Genomic DNA, 15,761 nt, shown 5'->3' with positions numbered 1-15,761 from the left:
CAGGCAATACAAGACTCGGGTCTTAGAACACCGAGACGTAATCGCCCAGCTCGACCTGTACCGATTTGATGCGGGTGAAGTTGTTCAGCGAGCTGATGCCGTTCTCACGGCCGACACCCGACTGCTTATAGCCGCCGACCGGCATCTTCGCGTCGGACTCGCCCCAGGCGTTGATCCAGCAGATACCGGCTTCCAGTTGATGAATCACGCGGTGGGCGCGGTTCAGGTCCTTGGTGACGATACCGGCGGCCAGGCCGAAGTCGGTGTCGTTGGCGCGCCGGATCACTTCTTCTTCGGTTTCGTAGGTGAGGATCGCCATCACCGGGCCAAAGATTTCTTCACGGACGATGGTCATGTCGTCGGTGCAGTCGGTGAACACGGTCGGGGCCACGAAGGCACCTTTGGCGAATTCGCCGTCGGTCAGACGCTCGCCGCCGCACAGGACGCGGGCGCCTTCTTCCTTGCCCTTGGCGATGTAGCCCAGCACGCTTTCCATGTGCGCAAAGCTGACCAGCGGACCGAAGTTGGTGTTTTCGTCTTGCGGGTTGCCGATGCGGATGCGTGCAACGCGCTCAACGATCTTGGCTTCGAAAGCGGCTTTCAGGTGGGCCGGTACGAACACGCGAGTGCCGTTGGTGCAGACCTGGCCAGAGCTGTAGAAGTTGGCCATCATCGCGGTGTCGGCGGCGCGATCGAGGTCGGCGTCGTCGCAGATGATCAGCGGCGACTTGCCGCCCAGTTCCATGGTCACATCCTTGAGCGACGAGGCCGAAGCGCTGGCCATGACTTTCTTGCCGGTGTCGGTGCCGCCGGTGAACGAGACTTTCTCGATGCGCGGGTGCTCGGTCAGCCAGGTGCCGACTTCGCGGCCGCTGCCAGTCAGGACGTTGAACACGCCGTTTGGCACGCCGGCTTCGGTGTAGATCTCGGCCAGTTTCAGGGTGGTCAGCGAGGTGACTTCACTTGGCTTGAAGATCATCGCGTTACCGGCCGCCAGGGCAGGTGCGGATTTCCACAGGGCGATCTGGATCGGGTAGTTCCATGCGCCGATACCGGCCACGATGCCCAGCGGCTCGCGACGGGTGTAGACGAACGAAGTGGTGCGCAGCGGAATCTGCTCGCCTTCGATGGCCGGTACCAGGCCTGCGTAGTACTCCAGCACGTCAGCGCCGGTGACGATGTCGACGTAGCGGGTTTCGGAGTAGGCCTTGCCGGTGTCCAGGGTTTCCAGGGCGGCCAGCTCATCGTTGCGCTCGCGCAGGATTTCCACGGCACGACGCAGGATGCGCGAACGCTCCATGGCGGTCATCGCGGCCCAGATTTTCTGACCCTTTTCGGCACTTACCACAGCGCGCTCGACGTCTTCCTTGGTCGCACGTTGTACTTTTGCGAGGACTTCACCGTTAGCCGGGTTGATGGCTTCGAAAGTGGCGTCGCTGCTGGCGTCGCTGTACGCACCATCGATGTAGAGTTTTTGCAGTTCGAAACGGGCCATAAAGTCCTCGCAAGAGCATTAAGTGGTTGGCACGGTCCGGTGGTTGAGCGTTTATGTGTGCTCTAACTCACCCGCTTGGCCAGTTGGGTATCCATGTATTCGTAAGCAATCTGTTGTGCCTGCCCGGTGTCGAAAGCATCTCCCGACAGCGCGCCGCGCAACCACAAGCCGTCGATCAACGCTGCCAGGCCTCGGGCGGCGCTGCGCGCATCATTGAGCGGCAGCACGCGGCGGAACTGGCAGCACAGGTTGGAATACAGACGGTGATCGTTGATCCGCTGCAACCTGTGCAAAGACGGCTGGTGCATGCTGGTGGCCCAGAAGGCCAGCCAGGTTTTCATTGCCGGGCCATTGACCTGGCTGGCATCGAAGTTGCCCTCGATGATCACCTGCAGATGCGCCCTCGGGCTGTCATCTTTCAGCGCCTGTCGGCGCAGGGTGACGTTCTCGCTGAGGACGGTCATCAGGTACCCCATGGTGGCGGCAATCAGGCCATTCTTGTCCTGAAAGTAGTGACTGATGATGCCATTCGAGACACCGGCCAAACGGGCGATCAGCGCAATGCTGGCGTCCCCCATGCCGACCTGATCGACGGCCTGCAAAGTGGCTTCGATCAATTGCTGGCGGCGGATGGGTTGCATACCGACCTTGGGCATCTTGCACATCTCCTTAGGCCTTCCGGTGGGCGTAGAACGGCTACCGGGTTGAGGCCAGTCTATTTTGTTTTGATTGAACGTTCAATCAACAAAGAATAAGATCTGCGACAAATCGTCGCTGCCTACAGATTTTTCCTACATGTAGCGGCGGAAAAAACGACTTCCGAAACTGCTCGAAACCTACGCGCTGCGGCGCTCCAGGGGTTTCGGGCTTTTTTCGGGCTGTCTTTATATCACCCGCCGGTCGGCTGCCCACTAACCGATTGGTCGGGTAACTCGTTTGTCTTGCGTTCTTCTCTCGCACTGCCCGGAGCATCTGTGCCATGAGTTCTGCCTCGCTAATAAAGACCCCACCCGAGAAGGTGACGGTCAACGGTTGGGTGTTCTACACCTCTACCGCGTTGATTCTGTTGTTGACCGCCATTCTGATCATCGCCCCGCAAGAGGCCGGCAGAATGCTGGGTACGGCGCAAGCCTGGTTGTCCCGCAGCTTCGGCTGGTACTACATGGTGGTGATCGCCGCCTACCTGATTTTTGTCGTCGGCCTGGCGTTTTCGTCCTACGGCAAACTCAAGCTCGGCAGCAAGGACGACACCCCGGACTTCAGCTACGGCGCCTGGGCGGGGATGCTGTTCTCGTCGGGTATCGGCATCTCGTTGCTGTACTTCGGCGCGTCGGAGCCGCTGGACCACTACTTCAATCCGCCGGAAGGCGTGGCCGGCAGCAACCTTGCCGCCCGTCAGGCCGTGCAGCTGACATTCCTGCACTGGGGCCTGCACGGCTGGGCGATTTACGCATTGGTCGGTCTGGCCGTTGCCTACTTTGCCTACCGGCATAACCAGCCGCTGGCGTTGCGTTCGGCGTTGTATCCGCTGGTGGGCGAGCGTTGGGTCAAGGGCGCGGCCGGGCATGCGGTGGACGGCTTCGGCATGTTCGTGACCCTGCTGGGGCTGGTGACGAACCTGGGGATTGGTTCGCTGCAAGTGTCGTCGGGGCTGGAAAACCTGTTCGGCATGGAACACAGCAACACCAACCTGCTGATCGTGATCATCGTGATGAGCACCGTGGCGACCATTGCCGCTGTGTCGGGCGTGGAAAACGGCATCCGTCGCCTGTCCAACCTCAACATCGTTCTGTTCAGTGGCCTGCTGATTTTCGTCCTGTTGTTCGGCCCGACCCTGCACCTGCTCAACGGCTTCGTACAGAACGTCGGTGACTACCTGAACGGTGTGGTGCTGAAGACTTTCGACCTCTATGTGTACGAAGGCGACAGTGAGAAGTCCGACCGCTGGCTGGGCCTGTGGACCCTGTTCTACTGGGCCTGGTGGATTTCCTGGGCGCCATTCGTGGGCATGTTCATCGCGCGTATTTCCCGTGGTCGTACCGTGCGCGAACTGGTCGCCGGCGTGCTGCTGATTCCGCTGGGCTTCACCCTGGCGTGGTTGTCGATCTTCGGTAACTCGGCCCTGGACCTGGTGATGAACCACGGGGCGGTAGAACTCGGGAAGACGGCGCTGGAACAGCCGTCCATGGCGATCTACCAGTTGCTGGAGCATTACCCGGCGTCGAAGGTGGTGATCGGCGTGTCGATCTTCGTTGGTTTCGTGCTGTTCCTGACCCCGGCGGACTCCGGTGCGGTGATGATGGCCAACCTGTCCTGCAAGGGTGGCACCGTCGATGAAGACGCTCCGCACTGGTTGCGGATCTTCTGGTCGGCGGTGATCACCCTGGTGACCATCGGCCTGCTGTTCGCCGGCAACTTCGAAGCCATGCAAACCATGGTGGTGCTGGCCGGTCTGCCGTTCTCGGTGGTGCTGGTGTTCTTCATGTTCGGCTTGCACAAGGCCATGCGCCAGGACGTGCAGATCGAACAGGAGCAAGCGGAACTGGCGGCACGCGGTCGCCGTGGTTTCAGCGAGCGCTTGACCCAGCTGGACCTGCAACCGAGCCAGTCGGTGGTGCAGCGTTTCATGGACAAGCACGTCAGCCCGGCACTGGAAGATGCCGCCGTGCAAATGCGTGCTCAAGGTCTGCAAGTGCAGACGCTGCTGGGCAAGTCCAAGCGCTGCATGGGCCTGCGCACCGAGATGGAAGAGGGTAATCCGTTTGTCTACGAAGTGAGTCTGGACGGTTACCTGGCCACGCCAACCGAATCGGCTCAGTCCGATGAGGCACGTCAGCGTTACTACCGTGCCGAGGTGTATCTGCACAACGGCAGCCAGGACTACGACTTGATGGGCTTCACCCAGGATCAGATCACCCGTGACGTGCTCGATCAGTTTGAAAGCCATCGGCAGCTCCTTGGCCGGGTTTATAGCTAAGAAGTGAGTGGCGCGGTGTATCAGTTGCACCGCGTCGCCGCTTGAAAAGATCGCAGCCTTCGGCAGCTCCTACGCCGAATGCATTCCCCTGCAGGAGCTGCCGAAGGTTCGGGCCGCGTTCGGACGATCTTTTGATCTTTCTACAAACAAAAACGCCGCGATCTCTCGCGGCGTTTTCGTTTCTGTTGCCTTATCCCAGGTTCTTGCCGAGCAGTGCGTGATACAGCTCGCTGTCGCCAAGAATCCCCACCACCTTGTTGTTGTCATGCAGCACCAGCTTGTTGCCGGTCTGATAACGAATCTGCAGCGCATCGCGCATGCCGATGTTCGAGTCCACCAGGGTTGGTCGACGACCCAGGCCTTCAACGGCCTGACCCGGTACCCAGTTCTGCAAGTCCAGCGCAGACCCGTTCTGGCGAGCGCCCTTGATGGTGTTGCCTTCGGCCAGGTCCAGCCACGAATCGCCGCCCGGATCCAGGCACACCGAACCGTTGATGCGTTTGCAGTTGTCCAGGGTGCGCATCAGGCTGCGACCGCACAGTACGTTCAGCGGGTTGGTGTGAGCCACGAAGGTCCGCACGTAGTCGTCCGCCGGGTTGAGGACGATTTCTTCCGGCTTGCTGTACTGGATGATCCGGCCGTCCTTCATGATCGCGATACGGCTGCCGAGTTTCAGCGCTTCATCAAGGTCGTGGCTCACGAAGACGATGGTCTTGTGCAGCTTGCGTTGCAGTTCCAGCAGTTCGTCTTGCAGGCCCTGGCGGATCAGCGGGTCGAGTGCCGAGAACGGTTCGTCCATCAGCAGAATGTCGGCGTCCATCGCCAGTGCGCGGGCCAGGCCCACGCGTTGTTGCATACCACCGGACAGCTCGTTGGGTTTCTTGTTGCGCCACTGGGTCAGGCCCACCAGCTCAAGCTTGTCGTCCACCAGTTTGCGGCGTTCTTTCTCGGGGCGACCCTGCATTTCCAGGCCAAAGCTGATGTTTTCGCGAACGGTCAACCAGGGCATCAGGGCGAACTTCTGGAACACCATCGCAATGCGCTTGGTGCGCATCATTTTCAGTTCTGCCGGCGTGCACGAGGCAATGTCGATCTGCTTGCCTTCGTGCTCGACGAACAGCTTGCCGCGGCTGACGGTGTTGAGGCCGTTGATGCAGCGCAACAGGCTGGACTTGCCGGAGCCGGACAGACCCATCAGTACGCAGATTTCACCTTTTTCGATATCCAGGCTGGCCTTTTCAACGCCGACAATCTGCCCGGTCTTTTTCAGGATTTCGTTGCGGGTCATGCCTTGATCCAGCAGCTTGAGTGCCTCGCGTGGATCCTTGGAGAAGATAACGTCAACGTTATCGAAGCGAATTATGCTCATGCGTCACCCCCTACTTTGGCGTCGGGTTGTTTGCAGATACGGTCGAGCATGATCGCCAGCAGTACGATCGCCAGGCCTGCTTCGAAGCCCAGGGCGATATCAGCAGTGTTCAGTGCGTTGACCACCGGTTTGCCCAGGCCATCGGCGCCCACCAGTGCTGCGATCACCACCATCGACAACGACAGCATGATGCACTGGGTGATACCGGCCGCGATGCTTGGCATGGCGTGGGGCAGTTCGATCCGCGAGAGCAGCTGACGTCGCGAGCAGCCAAAGGCCTTGCCGGCGTCCATCAATTCTTCCGGAACATCGCGGATACCCAGGTAGGTCAGGCGGATGGGCGCGGCAATCGCGAACACAACCGTGGAGATCAGGCCCGGGACCACACCCAGCCCGAAGAGGGTGAGGGTAGGAATGAGGTACACGAAGGTCGGTACGGTCTGCATCAGATCGAGTACCGGACGCATTAAAGTATAGAACATCGGCTTGTGCGCGGCGACGATGCCCAGCGGCACGCCGATGACCACGCAGACCAGGGTGGCGAACAGCACCTGGGCGAGGGTTTCCATGGTCTCCTGCCAGTACCCCAGATTGAGGATCAGCAGAAAGGAGGCAACGACAAACGCGGTCAGACCCCATTTGCGTTGAATGTAGTGTGCCAGTAGTGCGATCAGGCCGATCAGTGCCAGCGGGTTGAACCAGGTCAGCGCAAACGTCACGCCGTGGATCATCGTTTCCAGTGTCACGGCGATTGCGTCGAAGGTGCTGGCGCCGTGTTGCGTCAACCATTCAACGAAGCGCGCGATGTACTGGCCTAGGGGTATTTTCTGATCAATCAGCATGGTAGTGAACGTCCGCATGCAAGGAAATAAACAGCCCGGGCAGGCGAACCTGCCCGGCATAAGCGATTACTGCAGTTTGGCTTTCACGGCCTCCAGGCCAGGTTTACCGTCAATGGTGGTCACGCCAGCGAGCCAGGTATCGAGCACCTGTGGATTCTTTTTCAGCCAGGCCTTGGCGGCCGCGTCAGGCTTCATCTTGTCGTCCAGGATGTTGCCCATCAGTTCACTTTCCATGTCGACGGTGAACTCCAGGTTCTTCAGCAACTGACCAACGTTGCCGCACTCCTGCGCGTAACCCTTGCGGGTGTTGGTCGCCACGGTGGCGGCACCGAAGTCCGGGCCGAAGAAGTCATCACCACCGGTCAGGTATTGAATCTTGAAGCGCTTGTTCATCGGGTGCGGCGCCCAGCCCAGGAACACCACGGCGGTGTCGCGTTTCTGCGCGCGGTCGACCTGCGACAGCATGCCGGCTTCGGAGGATTCGACGACTTTGAAACCGGCGGCCTTCAGGCCGAAGGCATCTTTGTCGATCATGCTCTGGATCAGACGATTGCCGTCGTTGCCAGGCTCGATGCCGTAGATCTTGCCATCGAGCTCTTTCTTGAACTTGGCGATATCGGCGAAGTCATGCAGGCCCTTGTCGTACAGCGCCTGAGGGACGGCGAGGGTGTACTTGGCGCCCTTGAGGTTGGTGCGCAAGGTTTCCACGGTGCCGGCATCGCGGTAGGCCTTGATGTCGTTTTCCATGGTCGGCATCCAGTTGCCCAGGAACACGTCCATGTTCTTGCCGTCGGCCAGGGACTTGTAGGTCACGGGTACGGAAATCATGGTGGTCTTGGTCTTGTAGCCGAGGGCGTTGAGCACAACGCTGGTGGTCGCGGTAGTTGCGGTGATGTCGGTCCAGCCGACATCGGAGAAGTTTACGGTACTGCATTGTGCCGGTTCTGCGGCTTGCGCCAGAACCGGCAGACTAAGCATGGCGGCCAACAACAACGACGGGGAACCTTTCATGGATGGACTCCTTGGTGTTTTTTTTGGCAGTGTTCCGACTGGACCACCGCACTTATAGGTTGCGGTTGGATGGCGTTCTGGAGACAGCTCTACCACGTCGCCTTGCAATCGAGTCGATATGATCATGTACCAGTGAAAATCTGACGCCTACAGGGTGCGTCGTATCCAGTACAGGGATGGTCGCATCCAGTGTCGGTGACGTCGTTTACAGATTTTTTCAGCCCGATTTTCCCCTCTGAACCGCAAAAAAACGGCGAAAACACAGCGTAAAAGACACGCGGCGCTGGTGGGCATGAGTGCGTCGGTTAGAGACGTCGAACAACTGGATAAAAGCTTGATGATGCGGTCATCCCGGCGGATTGCAGCTTGAGCGTAGCAGCTCCGTCACCGTGCGCTTTCGCGTGCGCAGTGGGCCTATCCAGGAGTTCGGCAGTAATGGCTATCAGTGTTTTCGACCTGTTCAAAATCGGCATCGGCCCTTCCAGTTCACACACCGTAGGGCCCATGCGGGCGGCGGCGTTGTTTGTGCAGGGCTTGCGCGAGCGCGGGCTGCTTGAACAGGTGCGACGTGTCGAAGTCCAGCTGTTCGGCTCGTTGTCGGCCACCGGTATCGGCCACGGCAGTGACAACGCGGTGATCATGGGCCTGATGGGCGAGTGGCCGGATGCGATCGATCCGTCGCAAATCGGCATACGTATTCAGGCCCTTCGCGAGACCGATACGCTGCTGCTCGACAGTCGCTTGCCGGTGCCCTTCATCTGGGCCCGGGACATGCGCCTGATCGACGAGAACCTGCCATTCCACCCCAACGCCATGACCCTTATTGTCGAGGGCGTTGACGGCGAGTTGCATCGCGACACCTACTATTCGGTCGGCGGCGGTTTTGTCGTCGATGAGGCACAGGCCTCCAGCGGTGTCGTCGACCTCGACCGCACCGTGTTGCCATATGACTTTTCCAGCGCTGCCGAGCTGCTGGAACTGTGTAAAAAACATAACCTGCGCGTGGCTGAATTAATGATGGCTAACGAGAGGGTGTGGCGCAGCGAGGACGAAATCCGCAGCGGCCTGATGAAGCTCTGGCGCGCCATGCAGGATTGCGTTGAACAGGGCCTCAAACACGAAGGCATCCTGCCCGGCGGCCTGAACGTGCGCCGTCGTGCGGCCAAGCTGCACCGCAGCTTGCAGGAATTGAACAAACCCAATGTGATCGGCTCGACCTTGAGTGCCATGGAGTGGGTCAACCTGTTCGCCCTGGCGGTCAACGAAGAAAACGCCGCCGGCGGGCGCATGGTTACGGCACCGACCAACGGCGCCGCGGGGATCATTCCGGCAGTGCTGCACTACTTCATGAAATTCAGCGAAGCGGTGACCGACGCCAATGTCGTCGATTACTTCCTCGGCGCGGCGGCGGTGGGAATCCTGTGCAAGAAGAACGCCTCGATCTCCGGTGCCGAAGTCGGCTGCCAGGGCGAAGTCGGTTCGGCCTGCGCCATGGCGGCGGCCGGACTGGCGGAAATCCTTGGCGCCACGCCAGAGCAACTGTGCAACGCGGCGGAGATCGGTCTGGAGCACAACCTCGGCCTGACCTGCGACCCGGTGGGTGGACTGGTCCAGGTGCCGTGCATCGAGCGCAATGCGATTGCCGCGGTAAAAGCGATCAATGCCGCGCAAATGGCATTGCGCGGTGATGGCCAGCACTTTATTTCGCTGGATCGGGTGATCCGCACCATGCGCGATACCGGTGCCGACATGCATGACAAATATAAAGAGACATCGCGGGGTGGGTTGGCGGTGAGTGCGGTGGAGTGCTGACACACAGGTCCCTGTAGGAGCTGGCTTGCCAGCGAAAGCAGTGGTTTTACCGCTGAAGATGTGTCGGATGTATTGGCCTCTTCGCTGGCAAGCCAGCTCCTACGCACTGCCAGACCAGTCAAAACTGCGCGCTAAGTGAACACCCGCTCGAAAACGCGCCACCTTTTAGCGCGTCGCTCTCAGATAAATCGCCTTGCCACTGATCGAGAGCCAACCAGCCTTCGACCGCCCGTCACCCGTGCCTGCGGTGACACTCCTTACCGACGCGGCGCAACGCCGTTCCCACAAGTGCTACCGAATTGCTCACAGCTTGTGGGCCGGGGCGCTTGCCAGTCCTGATGGCCATTTAAATCCCCCTGCCTTGCAAGACATATATAGACACATTCCGACGTCGTTTTTAGGAGTTATTGAACGCGCATTCAAATTTAGGCATGGCAATTGCTCTGTCATTACAAAGCCCGTCTCCCACGCGAGAACGATGGCAATAAAAAGAGCCTCCGCCTGAGGCCATCACCCGCTTTGTGTGAGGAGATACCGCGATGACGACGTTCAACTCCGGGGCCCAACCCCAGAACCGTGCGCCTCAATCCATCGGCTTTCTGCTGCTGGACAATTTCACGCTGATTTCTCTGGCCTCCGCAGTGGAACCCCTGCGCATGGCCAACCAGTTGTCCGGTCGCGAGCTGTATCGCTGGACCACCCTCACCGTCGATGGCGGCCAGGTCTGGGCCAGTGACGGCCTGCAGATCACCCCCGATGCCTCCATGCACAAAGCCCCGCCAATGGACACCGTCATCGTCTGCGGCGGTATCGGCATCCAGCGCACTGTTACCCGCGAACACGTGTCATGGCTGCAAAGCCAGGCCCGCCAGTCTCGCCGCCTCGGCGCTGTGTGCACCGGCAGTTGGGCCCTGGCCTGCGCCGGCCTGCTCGACGGTTTCGATTGCAGCGTGCACTGGGAATGTCTGGCGGCGATGCAGGAAGCTTTCCCGCGTGTAGCGATGAGCACTCGCTTGTTCACCCTCGACCGTAACCGTTTCACCAGCTCCGGCGGTACCGCGCCGCTGGACATGATGCTGCACCTGATCAGCCGCGATCACGGTCGTGAGCTGTCGGCGGCCATTTCGGAAATGTTCGTCTACGAGCGTATCCGCAACGAACAGGATCACCAGCGTGTGCCGCTCAAGCACATGCTCGGCACCAACCAGCCGAAGTTGCAGGAAATCGTCGCGTTGATGGAAGCCAACCTCGAAGAGCCGATCGACCTGGACGAACTGGCGGTGTATGTCGCGGTGTCCCGTCGTCAGCTCGAACGCCTGTTCCAGAAATACCTGCACTGTTCGCCGTCGCGTTACTACTTGAAGCTGCGCCTGATCCGCGCGCGCCAGCTGCTCAAGCAAACGCCGATGTCGATCATCGAAGTGGCGTCGGTGTGCGGTTTTGTGTCCACGCCGCACTTCTCCAAGTGCTACCGCGAATACTTCGGCATTCCGCCGCGTGACGAGCGCGTAGGGTCCAACACTACCCAGCAAGTGGCGATGATGCCGCTGCCGCAAGCGCTGGTGCTGTCGCCGTTGTCCGGGCCGTTGTCGGCGCTGAGCCAGGCGCGCAATGAGTCGACGTTTGCCAGTGTAAGGCTCTAAACCGAGGCGCTTTCATCGCGAGCAGGCTCGCTCCCACAGGTTATTGGGTTGTTCACACATTTTGTGTTCAACCCCGATCTCCTGTGGGAGCGAGCCTGCTCGCGAATGGATTTATCGGCCTGTGTGGCTCTGCTGGTACTCCGCCAACGCCGGCAACAACTGCTTGTCGATCGCCTGGCGTACCGCCGGCAAAATGGTTGCGCTGCTGGTGTACATCTGCTTGACCATGGTCCGCAGCGTCATCGCCCGCACATCGTTCAACCCCCGTACCGCACACTCGCAGGCCTGCTCGGCGGTGGCGCCGGTGGGCACCTCGAATCCCAATGACTTGAGCTGGCCCAACAGGTCTTCCTGGTCTATCAAATCGGCGTGCATCATGACGCAATCCTTCTTCAGGGAACGGTGTCGTGGTTCGATTCTGGTGGGGGTGCCGGGTGTCGGCAAGGGCGAATTGTCGCAATGGCAGCATTGGCTATGAACAGGTCGTTTTCGGGCAACTTACCGGCCAAAGGAGGGGGCACACTGGACTCAGCTCGCTTCACGAAGGTTTGGTCACCCTCGCACGGCAGCTCCTCAACAGTACCCTCTGCCTCGATCCTGTCACGGCTTGATCGGGGCTTTTTTTGGTCGGTTGAAAAGCAAAAGATCGCAGCCTTCGGCAGCTCCTACAGTTGAAACACGATCTCTGTAGGAGCTGCCGAAGGCTGCGATCTTTTAGTGATTTAACGCTGCAACACCAGAATCCGCGACAACAACTCATCCCGGTCAACATAGCAACCCTGGAAATGCCGCGCCCCGGTGGCCGGGTCGAAGGCGTTGCGGGCATGCAGGGTGCGGCGGTTGTCGAAGCACCACAGCTCCCCGGGATTGAGCCGCTGCATCAACCTGAATCGAGGCTCGCGGGTCATCGCGATAAAGCGCCGGTAGGCGCGATAGAGCCTGGGCATCTGTTCCACCGACGCATCGAACGGTCCGCGCAGAAAGTTCGCCATGCGGATTTCCGACACCTGCCCCAACGCATCCAGGGCAATGATCGGCGCGAGACAGCGGTAGTCGCTGTGGCGGTCCTTGTTGCGAAACTCTACGGGGATTTCGCAGAGGCTTTTGAAGGATTCGGGGTCTTCCCGGCGCAAGGCGTCGGCGATGGCAAAACCGTCGACAAAAATGCTCTCGCCACCCTCGGCGTCATTGACCAGGCAATGCAAAAATTGCAGCCCCGGTTGCAACTCCCGGGTCGGCAAATCGCTGTGCAGCGGCAGGTTGAGCGCGGTATAGGCGTTGCTGTCGGCGTCGGCCTTGGATTGCACGTTGAACAGCACGCCGAAATTGCTCTCGCGGATGAAGGAAATGCGTTGGGCAATCAACTTCAACGAGCCGGGCTCGGTCGGTACACCACGGACCTGGGTAAGCCCGACATCGCGCACCGCCAACAACCATTGCAACAAGGCGCCGGAGTCGTTCATCAGCGCCTGGTATTCGAACACTGGCAACTGCAAGTCGCTGTGCCAAAGCCAGGCTTTCGGCTTGCGTGCCTGGCGTTCGGCACGGGATTCGTCGTCATAGGCATGGGCGCGCAGCCAGCCAGGGTCGAAGCGACTTGAGTGGCCGTCCTGCCAATCAATCGACAAACAGCCATCGCCGTCGATACTGGCGTTATCGGGCATCAGATCTTGAGCCACATCGACGATTTCCAGCACTTGCTCGCGGGTCACGGTGTAGACGCACTGCGGGCACGGGCAGTTATCCCGCAGCCATTGATGGTGGAAAGGGCTGACGCGATTGTCGGCCCACTTCACCAGAACATGGTCCGCCAGAGTCTGCACGCCAGTCAGCGCGCTGATCAACGGATAGGTACGAAAGTCGGCAAATGCAGCGGCGGTGTTCATGGCGATCTCCTTGTTATTTTTTTGGAGGTAATGCGATCACTCGGCCAATGTACTCGGGCGTTGGCAGGTCCGCCTGTTCGGCGACGATGGCTTGCAACCGGCTCAAGGACAGTTCGCTGAACGGTGCCGAACGCGGCCCGGCGAGATCCACGTGCAGCAGCATCTGTTCGTTGCCGGCAAGTTCCTGGGCATCACCGACCAGATGCAGGCTGTGGTAGAGGTGCACGCGCTTGCTGTCGTGGGCGATGATTTGGGTGTGCACTTCGACTTGGGCGTCGAGCTTCACTTCGTGCAGGTAATTGAGGTGCAGTTCGAGGGTGAACAGCGAGTTGCCGCTTGCCTCGCGGCTGTTGCTGTCCAGGCCCAGGCGATCCATCAGGGCATCGGTGGCGTAGCTGAAGATCAGCAGGTAGAAGGCGTCGCGCAGGTGGCCGTTGTAGTCGACCCAGTCGGGGATGATGGTGGTTTGGTAGGTGGTGAGGGTGGGCATGATGTTAGTTCCAACATTGATGGTGACTGGGCTGCCGCTATCGCGAGCAGGCTCGCTCCTACATTGGATTTTTGAACGACGCAAAACCAGTGTAGGAGCGAGCCTGCTCGCGATGGGGCCGGCCCTGTTGACGGATTACTCGCTGAAAGCCATCCCATGCTTCTCTTTGGTGGTCTTCACCGCCTCCAGCACCGCCAGCAGGCAGTCATCACGATAGCGCTCCAGCGCCGAAATGCTGTGTTTGCCCAGTTGATCGCTGGTGCCATCGACCACGTCGTCGATCAGTTTGTCGGTCAGCTCCGGTGCCGGCAGGTAGGTCCACGGCAATTGCAACGCCGGGCCGAACTGCGCCATGAAGTGGCGCATACCGGCATCGCCGCCGGCCAGGGTGTAGGTCAGGAAGGTGCCCATGAACGACCAGCGCAAGCCTGCGCCGAAACGGATTGCATCGTCGATTTCACCGGTGGTCGCCACGCCGTCGTTGACCAGGTGCAGCGCTTCACGCCACAGCGCTTCGAGCAGACGGTCGGCGATGAAACCCGGTACTTCCTTGCGCACGTGCAGCGGGCGCATTCCCAGGGATTCATAGACCTTCATCGCGGCTTGCACCGCTTCAGGGGCGGTGTTTTTGCCGCCGACTACTTCGACCAACGGCAGCAGGTAAACCGGGTTGAACGGGTGACCGACCACGCAGCGCTCCGGGTGCGTGGCGCTCTCGTAGAACTCGCTTGGCAACAGGCCAGAGGTGCTGGAACCGATCAAGGCATTGGGCTTGGCTGCCGCGCTGATTTTGCTGTGCAGGTCCAGTTTCAGCTCCAGCCGTTCCGGGGCGCTTTCCTGGATGAAATCGGCATCGCGCACGCACTCTTCGATGGTCGCGACAAAGCGCAGGCGATCCTGCGATGCACCCGGCGCCAGGCCTTGTTTCTCCAGCGCGCCCCAGGCATTGGCGACGCGTTTGCGCAAGGCGGCTTCAGCGCCGGGGGCCGGGTCCCAGGCCACTACATCCAGACCATGGGCGAGGGCGCGGGACACCCAACCGCTGCCGATGACACCGCTGCCTAACGCTGCGAAGGTTTTGATTTCGGTGATGAAGGTCATGGTCGATTCCTGAATTTGGCTCGGAAAAAAACTGTGGGAGCGGGCTTGCTCGCGATGGCGGTATTCCTGCCGCAGATGATGCTTCGGATGTACCGACGTCATCGTCGGAACGCCGCCCGGAGCAAGCTCGCTCCCACAGGGGGAAAATTGTTTTGAATCAACCGCGCTTGGTCAGGCCCATTTTTGCCCGGCCTTCAGCCGGGGTCAGGACGCGGGCGCCGAGGCGGCTGAGGATTTCGCCGGCGCGCTCGACCAGTTGGCCGTTGGTCGCCAGCACGCCCTTGTCCAGCCACAGGTTGTCTTCCAGCCCGACCCGTACGTTGCCGCCGAGCAACACCGCTTGCGCCGCCATCGGCATCTGCATGCGACCGATACCGAAGCCGGCCCAGACCGCGTCGGCCGGCAGGTTGTCGACCATGGCTTTCATGGTGGTGGTGTCCGCCGGCGCGCCCCACGGGATACCCAGGCACAGCTGGAACAACGGGTTGTCGAGCAGGCCTTCCTTGATCATCTGCTTGGCGAACCACAGGTGACCGGTGTCGAAGATTTCCAGCTCGGCTTTTACGCCCAGCTCCTGGATGCGTTTGGCGCCAGCGCGCAGCTGGGCCGGGGTGGAAACGTAAATGGTGTCGCCGTCGCCGAAGTTCAGGGTGCCGCAATCGAGGGTACAGATTTCCGGCAGCAGTTCTTCGACATGGGCCAGGCGGGTCAACGGGCCGACCAGGTCGGTATTCGGGCCGAATTCCATCGGATTCTCGCCGGCACCGATCTCCAGGTCGCCACCCATGCCGGCGGTGAGGTTGACGATGATGTCCACGTCCGCCTCGCGGATGCGCTCCATCACTTCGCGGTACAGCGCCACGTCACGGCTGAACTTGCCGGTTTGCGGGTCGCGCACATGGCAGTGAACCACGGTGGCGCCGGCCTTGGCGGCTTCCACGGCGGCAGCCGCGATTTGTTTCGGGGTGACCGGCACGTGTGGGCTCCTGGCGGTCGTGTCGCCAGCACCGGTGAGTGCGCAGGTGATGATGACGTCGTGGTTCATTTGGCGGTTCCTTACAGGCGAGTTTTTGGCTTTGGCCAGGCGTGGTGGTCCCGTTCGCAGCCCGTTGGGGCTGCGAGTCGGTGGTTCTAT

At 60.3% G+C, this 15,761-nt stretch carries 13 protein-coding genes; 3 read left to right on the top strand and 10 right to left on the bottom strand.

Annotation, left to right across the window (positions count from 1 at the left end; translation table 11 throughout):
- Positions 1-22: 22 nt before the first annotated feature.
- Complete coding sequence (betB, locus tag AC1DKH_RS02570) at positions 23-1,495, bottom strand: betaine-aldehyde dehydrogenase (RefSeq protein ID WP_477752449.1); 1,473 nt, start codon at positions 1,493-1,495, stop codon at positions 23-25.
- 62 nt (positions 1,496-1,557) lie between these two features.
- Entirely contained in the window at positions 1,558-2,151 is a 594-nt protein-coding gene (gene betI / locus AC1DKH_RS02565) for a transcriptional regulator BetI (protein WP_223445474.1), read from the bottom strand.
- Positions 2,152-2,531: 380 nt separating this feature from the next.
- Between betI and AC1DKH_RS02560 the strand changes: the two genes are divergently transcribed.
- A complete protein-coding gene (locus tag AC1DKH_RS02560; RefSeq protein ID WP_477760727.1) occupies positions 2,532-4,472 on the top strand; it encodes a BCCT family transporter in 1,941 nt (646 codons plus the stop codon).
- A gap of 190 nt (positions 4,473-4,662) precedes the next feature.
- Here the strand turns inward: AC1DKH_RS02560 and choV are convergent, their stop codons facing one another.
- From choV to AC1DKH_RS02545, 3 genes are all read right to left on the bottom strand, one after another.
- Positions 4,663-5,841 (bottom strand): choline ABC transporter ATP-binding protein, encoded by a 1,179-nt coding sequence (choV, locus tag AC1DKH_RS02555; protein ID WP_477760724.1) that lies wholly within the window; start codon positions 5,839-5,841, stop codon positions 4,663-4,665.
- Positions 5,838-6,683 (bottom strand): choline ABC transporter permease subunit, encoded by an 846-nt coding sequence (gene choW, locus AC1DKH_RS02550; RefSeq protein ID WP_477752446.1) that lies wholly within the window; start codon positions 6,681-6,683, stop codon positions 5,838-5,840. Before choW ends, choV begins: the two co-directional genes overlap by 4 nt.
- A gap of 66 nt (positions 6,684-6,749) precedes the next feature.
- The gene (locus AC1DKH_RS02545; protein ID WP_046039346.1) at positions 6,750-7,694 is read right to left on the bottom strand and encodes a choline ABC transporter substrate-binding protein; all 945 of its coding nucleotides are present in this window, start codon (positions 7,692-7,694) and stop codon (positions 6,750-6,752) included.
- 435 nt (positions 7,695-8,129) lie between these two features.
- Here AC1DKH_RS02545 and AC1DKH_RS02540 point away from each other — a divergent pair, with 435 nt between their 5' ends.
- A complete protein-coding gene (locus AC1DKH_RS02540) occupies positions 8,130-9,506 on the top strand; it encodes an L-serine ammonia-lyase (protein WP_477760723.1) in 1,377 nt (458 codons plus the stop codon).
- A 539-nt stretch (positions 9,507-10,045) separates the two neighbouring features.
- The gene (gene gbdR / locus AC1DKH_RS02535; RefSeq protein WP_007975492.1) at positions 10,046-11,149 is read left to right on the top strand and encodes a choline metabolism transcriptional regulator GbdR; all 1,104 of its coding nucleotides are present in this window, start codon (positions 10,046-10,048) and stop codon (positions 11,147-11,149) included.
- A gap of 111 nt (positions 11,150-11,260) precedes the next feature.
- Here gbdR and AC1DKH_RS02530 read toward each other — a convergent pair whose 3' ends face one another.
- The 5 genes from AC1DKH_RS02530 to cdhC form a co-directional block, all read right to left on the bottom strand.
- Positions 11,261-11,527 carry a hypothetical protein gene (locus AC1DKH_RS02530; protein ID WP_007995656.1) on the bottom strand — a complete coding sequence of 89 codons (267 nt, stop codon included), beginning with the start codon at positions 11,525-11,527 and terminating at the stop codon, positions 11,261-11,263.
- 344 nt (positions 11,528-11,871) lie between these two features.
- Positions 11,872-13,035 (bottom strand): gamma-butyrobetaine dioxygenase, encoded by a 1,164-nt coding sequence (locus AC1DKH_RS02525; protein ID WP_477797330.1) that lies wholly within the window; start codon positions 13,033-13,035, stop codon positions 11,872-11,874.
- A gap of 13 nt (positions 13,036-13,048) precedes the next feature.
- Positions 13,049-13,525: a thioesterase family protein gene (locus AC1DKH_RS02520; protein WP_477797329.1), complete on the bottom strand. Its 477-nt coding sequence runs from the start codon at positions 13,523-13,525 to the stop codon at positions 13,049-13,051.
- Between the two features lie 135 nt (positions 13,526-13,660).
- Positions 13,661-14,626: an L-carnitine dehydrogenase gene (locus tag AC1DKH_RS02515; protein WP_046039357.1), complete on the bottom strand. Its 966-nt coding sequence runs from the start codon at positions 14,624-14,626 to the stop codon at positions 13,661-13,663.
- Positions 14,627-14,783: 157 nt separating this feature from the next.
- Complete coding sequence (gene cdhC, locus AC1DKH_RS02510; RefSeq protein ID WP_160388481.1) at positions 14,784-15,671, bottom strand: 3-dehydrocarnitine:acetyl-CoA trimethylamine transferase CdhC; 888 nt, start codon at positions 15,669-15,671, stop codon at positions 14,784-14,786.
- Positions 15,672-15,761: the final 90 nt, after the last annotated feature.

This window comes from Pseudomonas sp. 05L36 (assembly GCF_056398125.1).
The sequence above is the reverse complement of the archived record's forward strand: the minus strand, read 5'-3'. Positions and strand labels throughout refer to the sequence as shown.

Bases quoted from the DNA above. Each gene is read 5' to 3' on its own strand.
- betB (WP_477752449.1), bottom strand. From the start codon at position 1,495: ATGGCCCGTTTCGAACTGCAAAAACTCTACATCGATGGTGCGTACAGC.
- betI (WP_223445474.1), bottom strand. From the start codon at position 2,151: ATGCCCAAGGTCGGTATGCAACCCATCCGCCGCCAGCAATTGATCGAA.
- choV (WP_477760724.1), bottom strand. From the start codon at position 5,841: ATGAGCATAATTCGCTTCGATAACGTTGACGTTATCTTCTCCAAGGAT.
- choW (WP_477752446.1), bottom strand. From the start codon at position 6,683: ATGCTGATTGATCAGAAAATACCCCTAGGCCAGTACATCGCGCGCTTC.
- AC1DKH_RS02545 (WP_046039346.1), bottom strand. From the start codon at position 7,694: ATGAAAGGTTCCCCGTCGTTGTTGTTGGCCGCCATGCTTAGTCTGCCG.
- AC1DKH_RS02540 (WP_477760723.1), top strand. From the start codon at position 8,130: ATGGCTATCAGTGTTTTCGACCTGTTCAAAATCGGCATCGGCCCTTCC.
- gbdR (WP_007975492.1), top strand. From the start codon at position 10,046: ATGACGACGTTCAACTCCGGGGCCCAACCCCAGAACCGTGCGCCTCAA.
- AC1DKH_RS02530 (WP_007995656.1), bottom strand. From the start codon at position 11,527: ATGATGCACGCCGATTTGATAGACCAGGAAGACCTGTTGGGCCAGCTC.
- AC1DKH_RS02525 (WP_477797330.1), bottom strand. From the start codon at position 13,035: ATGAACACCGCCGCTGCATTTGCCGACTTTCGTACCTATCCGTTGATC.
- AC1DKH_RS02520 (WP_477797329.1), bottom strand. From the start codon at position 13,525: ATGCCCACCCTCACCACCTACCAAACCACCATCATCCCCGACTGGGTC.
- AC1DKH_RS02515 (WP_046039357.1), bottom strand. From the start codon at position 14,626: ATGACCTTCATCACCGAAATCAAAACCTTCGCAGCGTTAGGCAGCGGT.
- cdhC (WP_160388481.1), bottom strand. From the start codon at position 15,671: ATGAACCACGACGTCATCATCACCTGCGCACTCACCGGTGCTGGCGAC.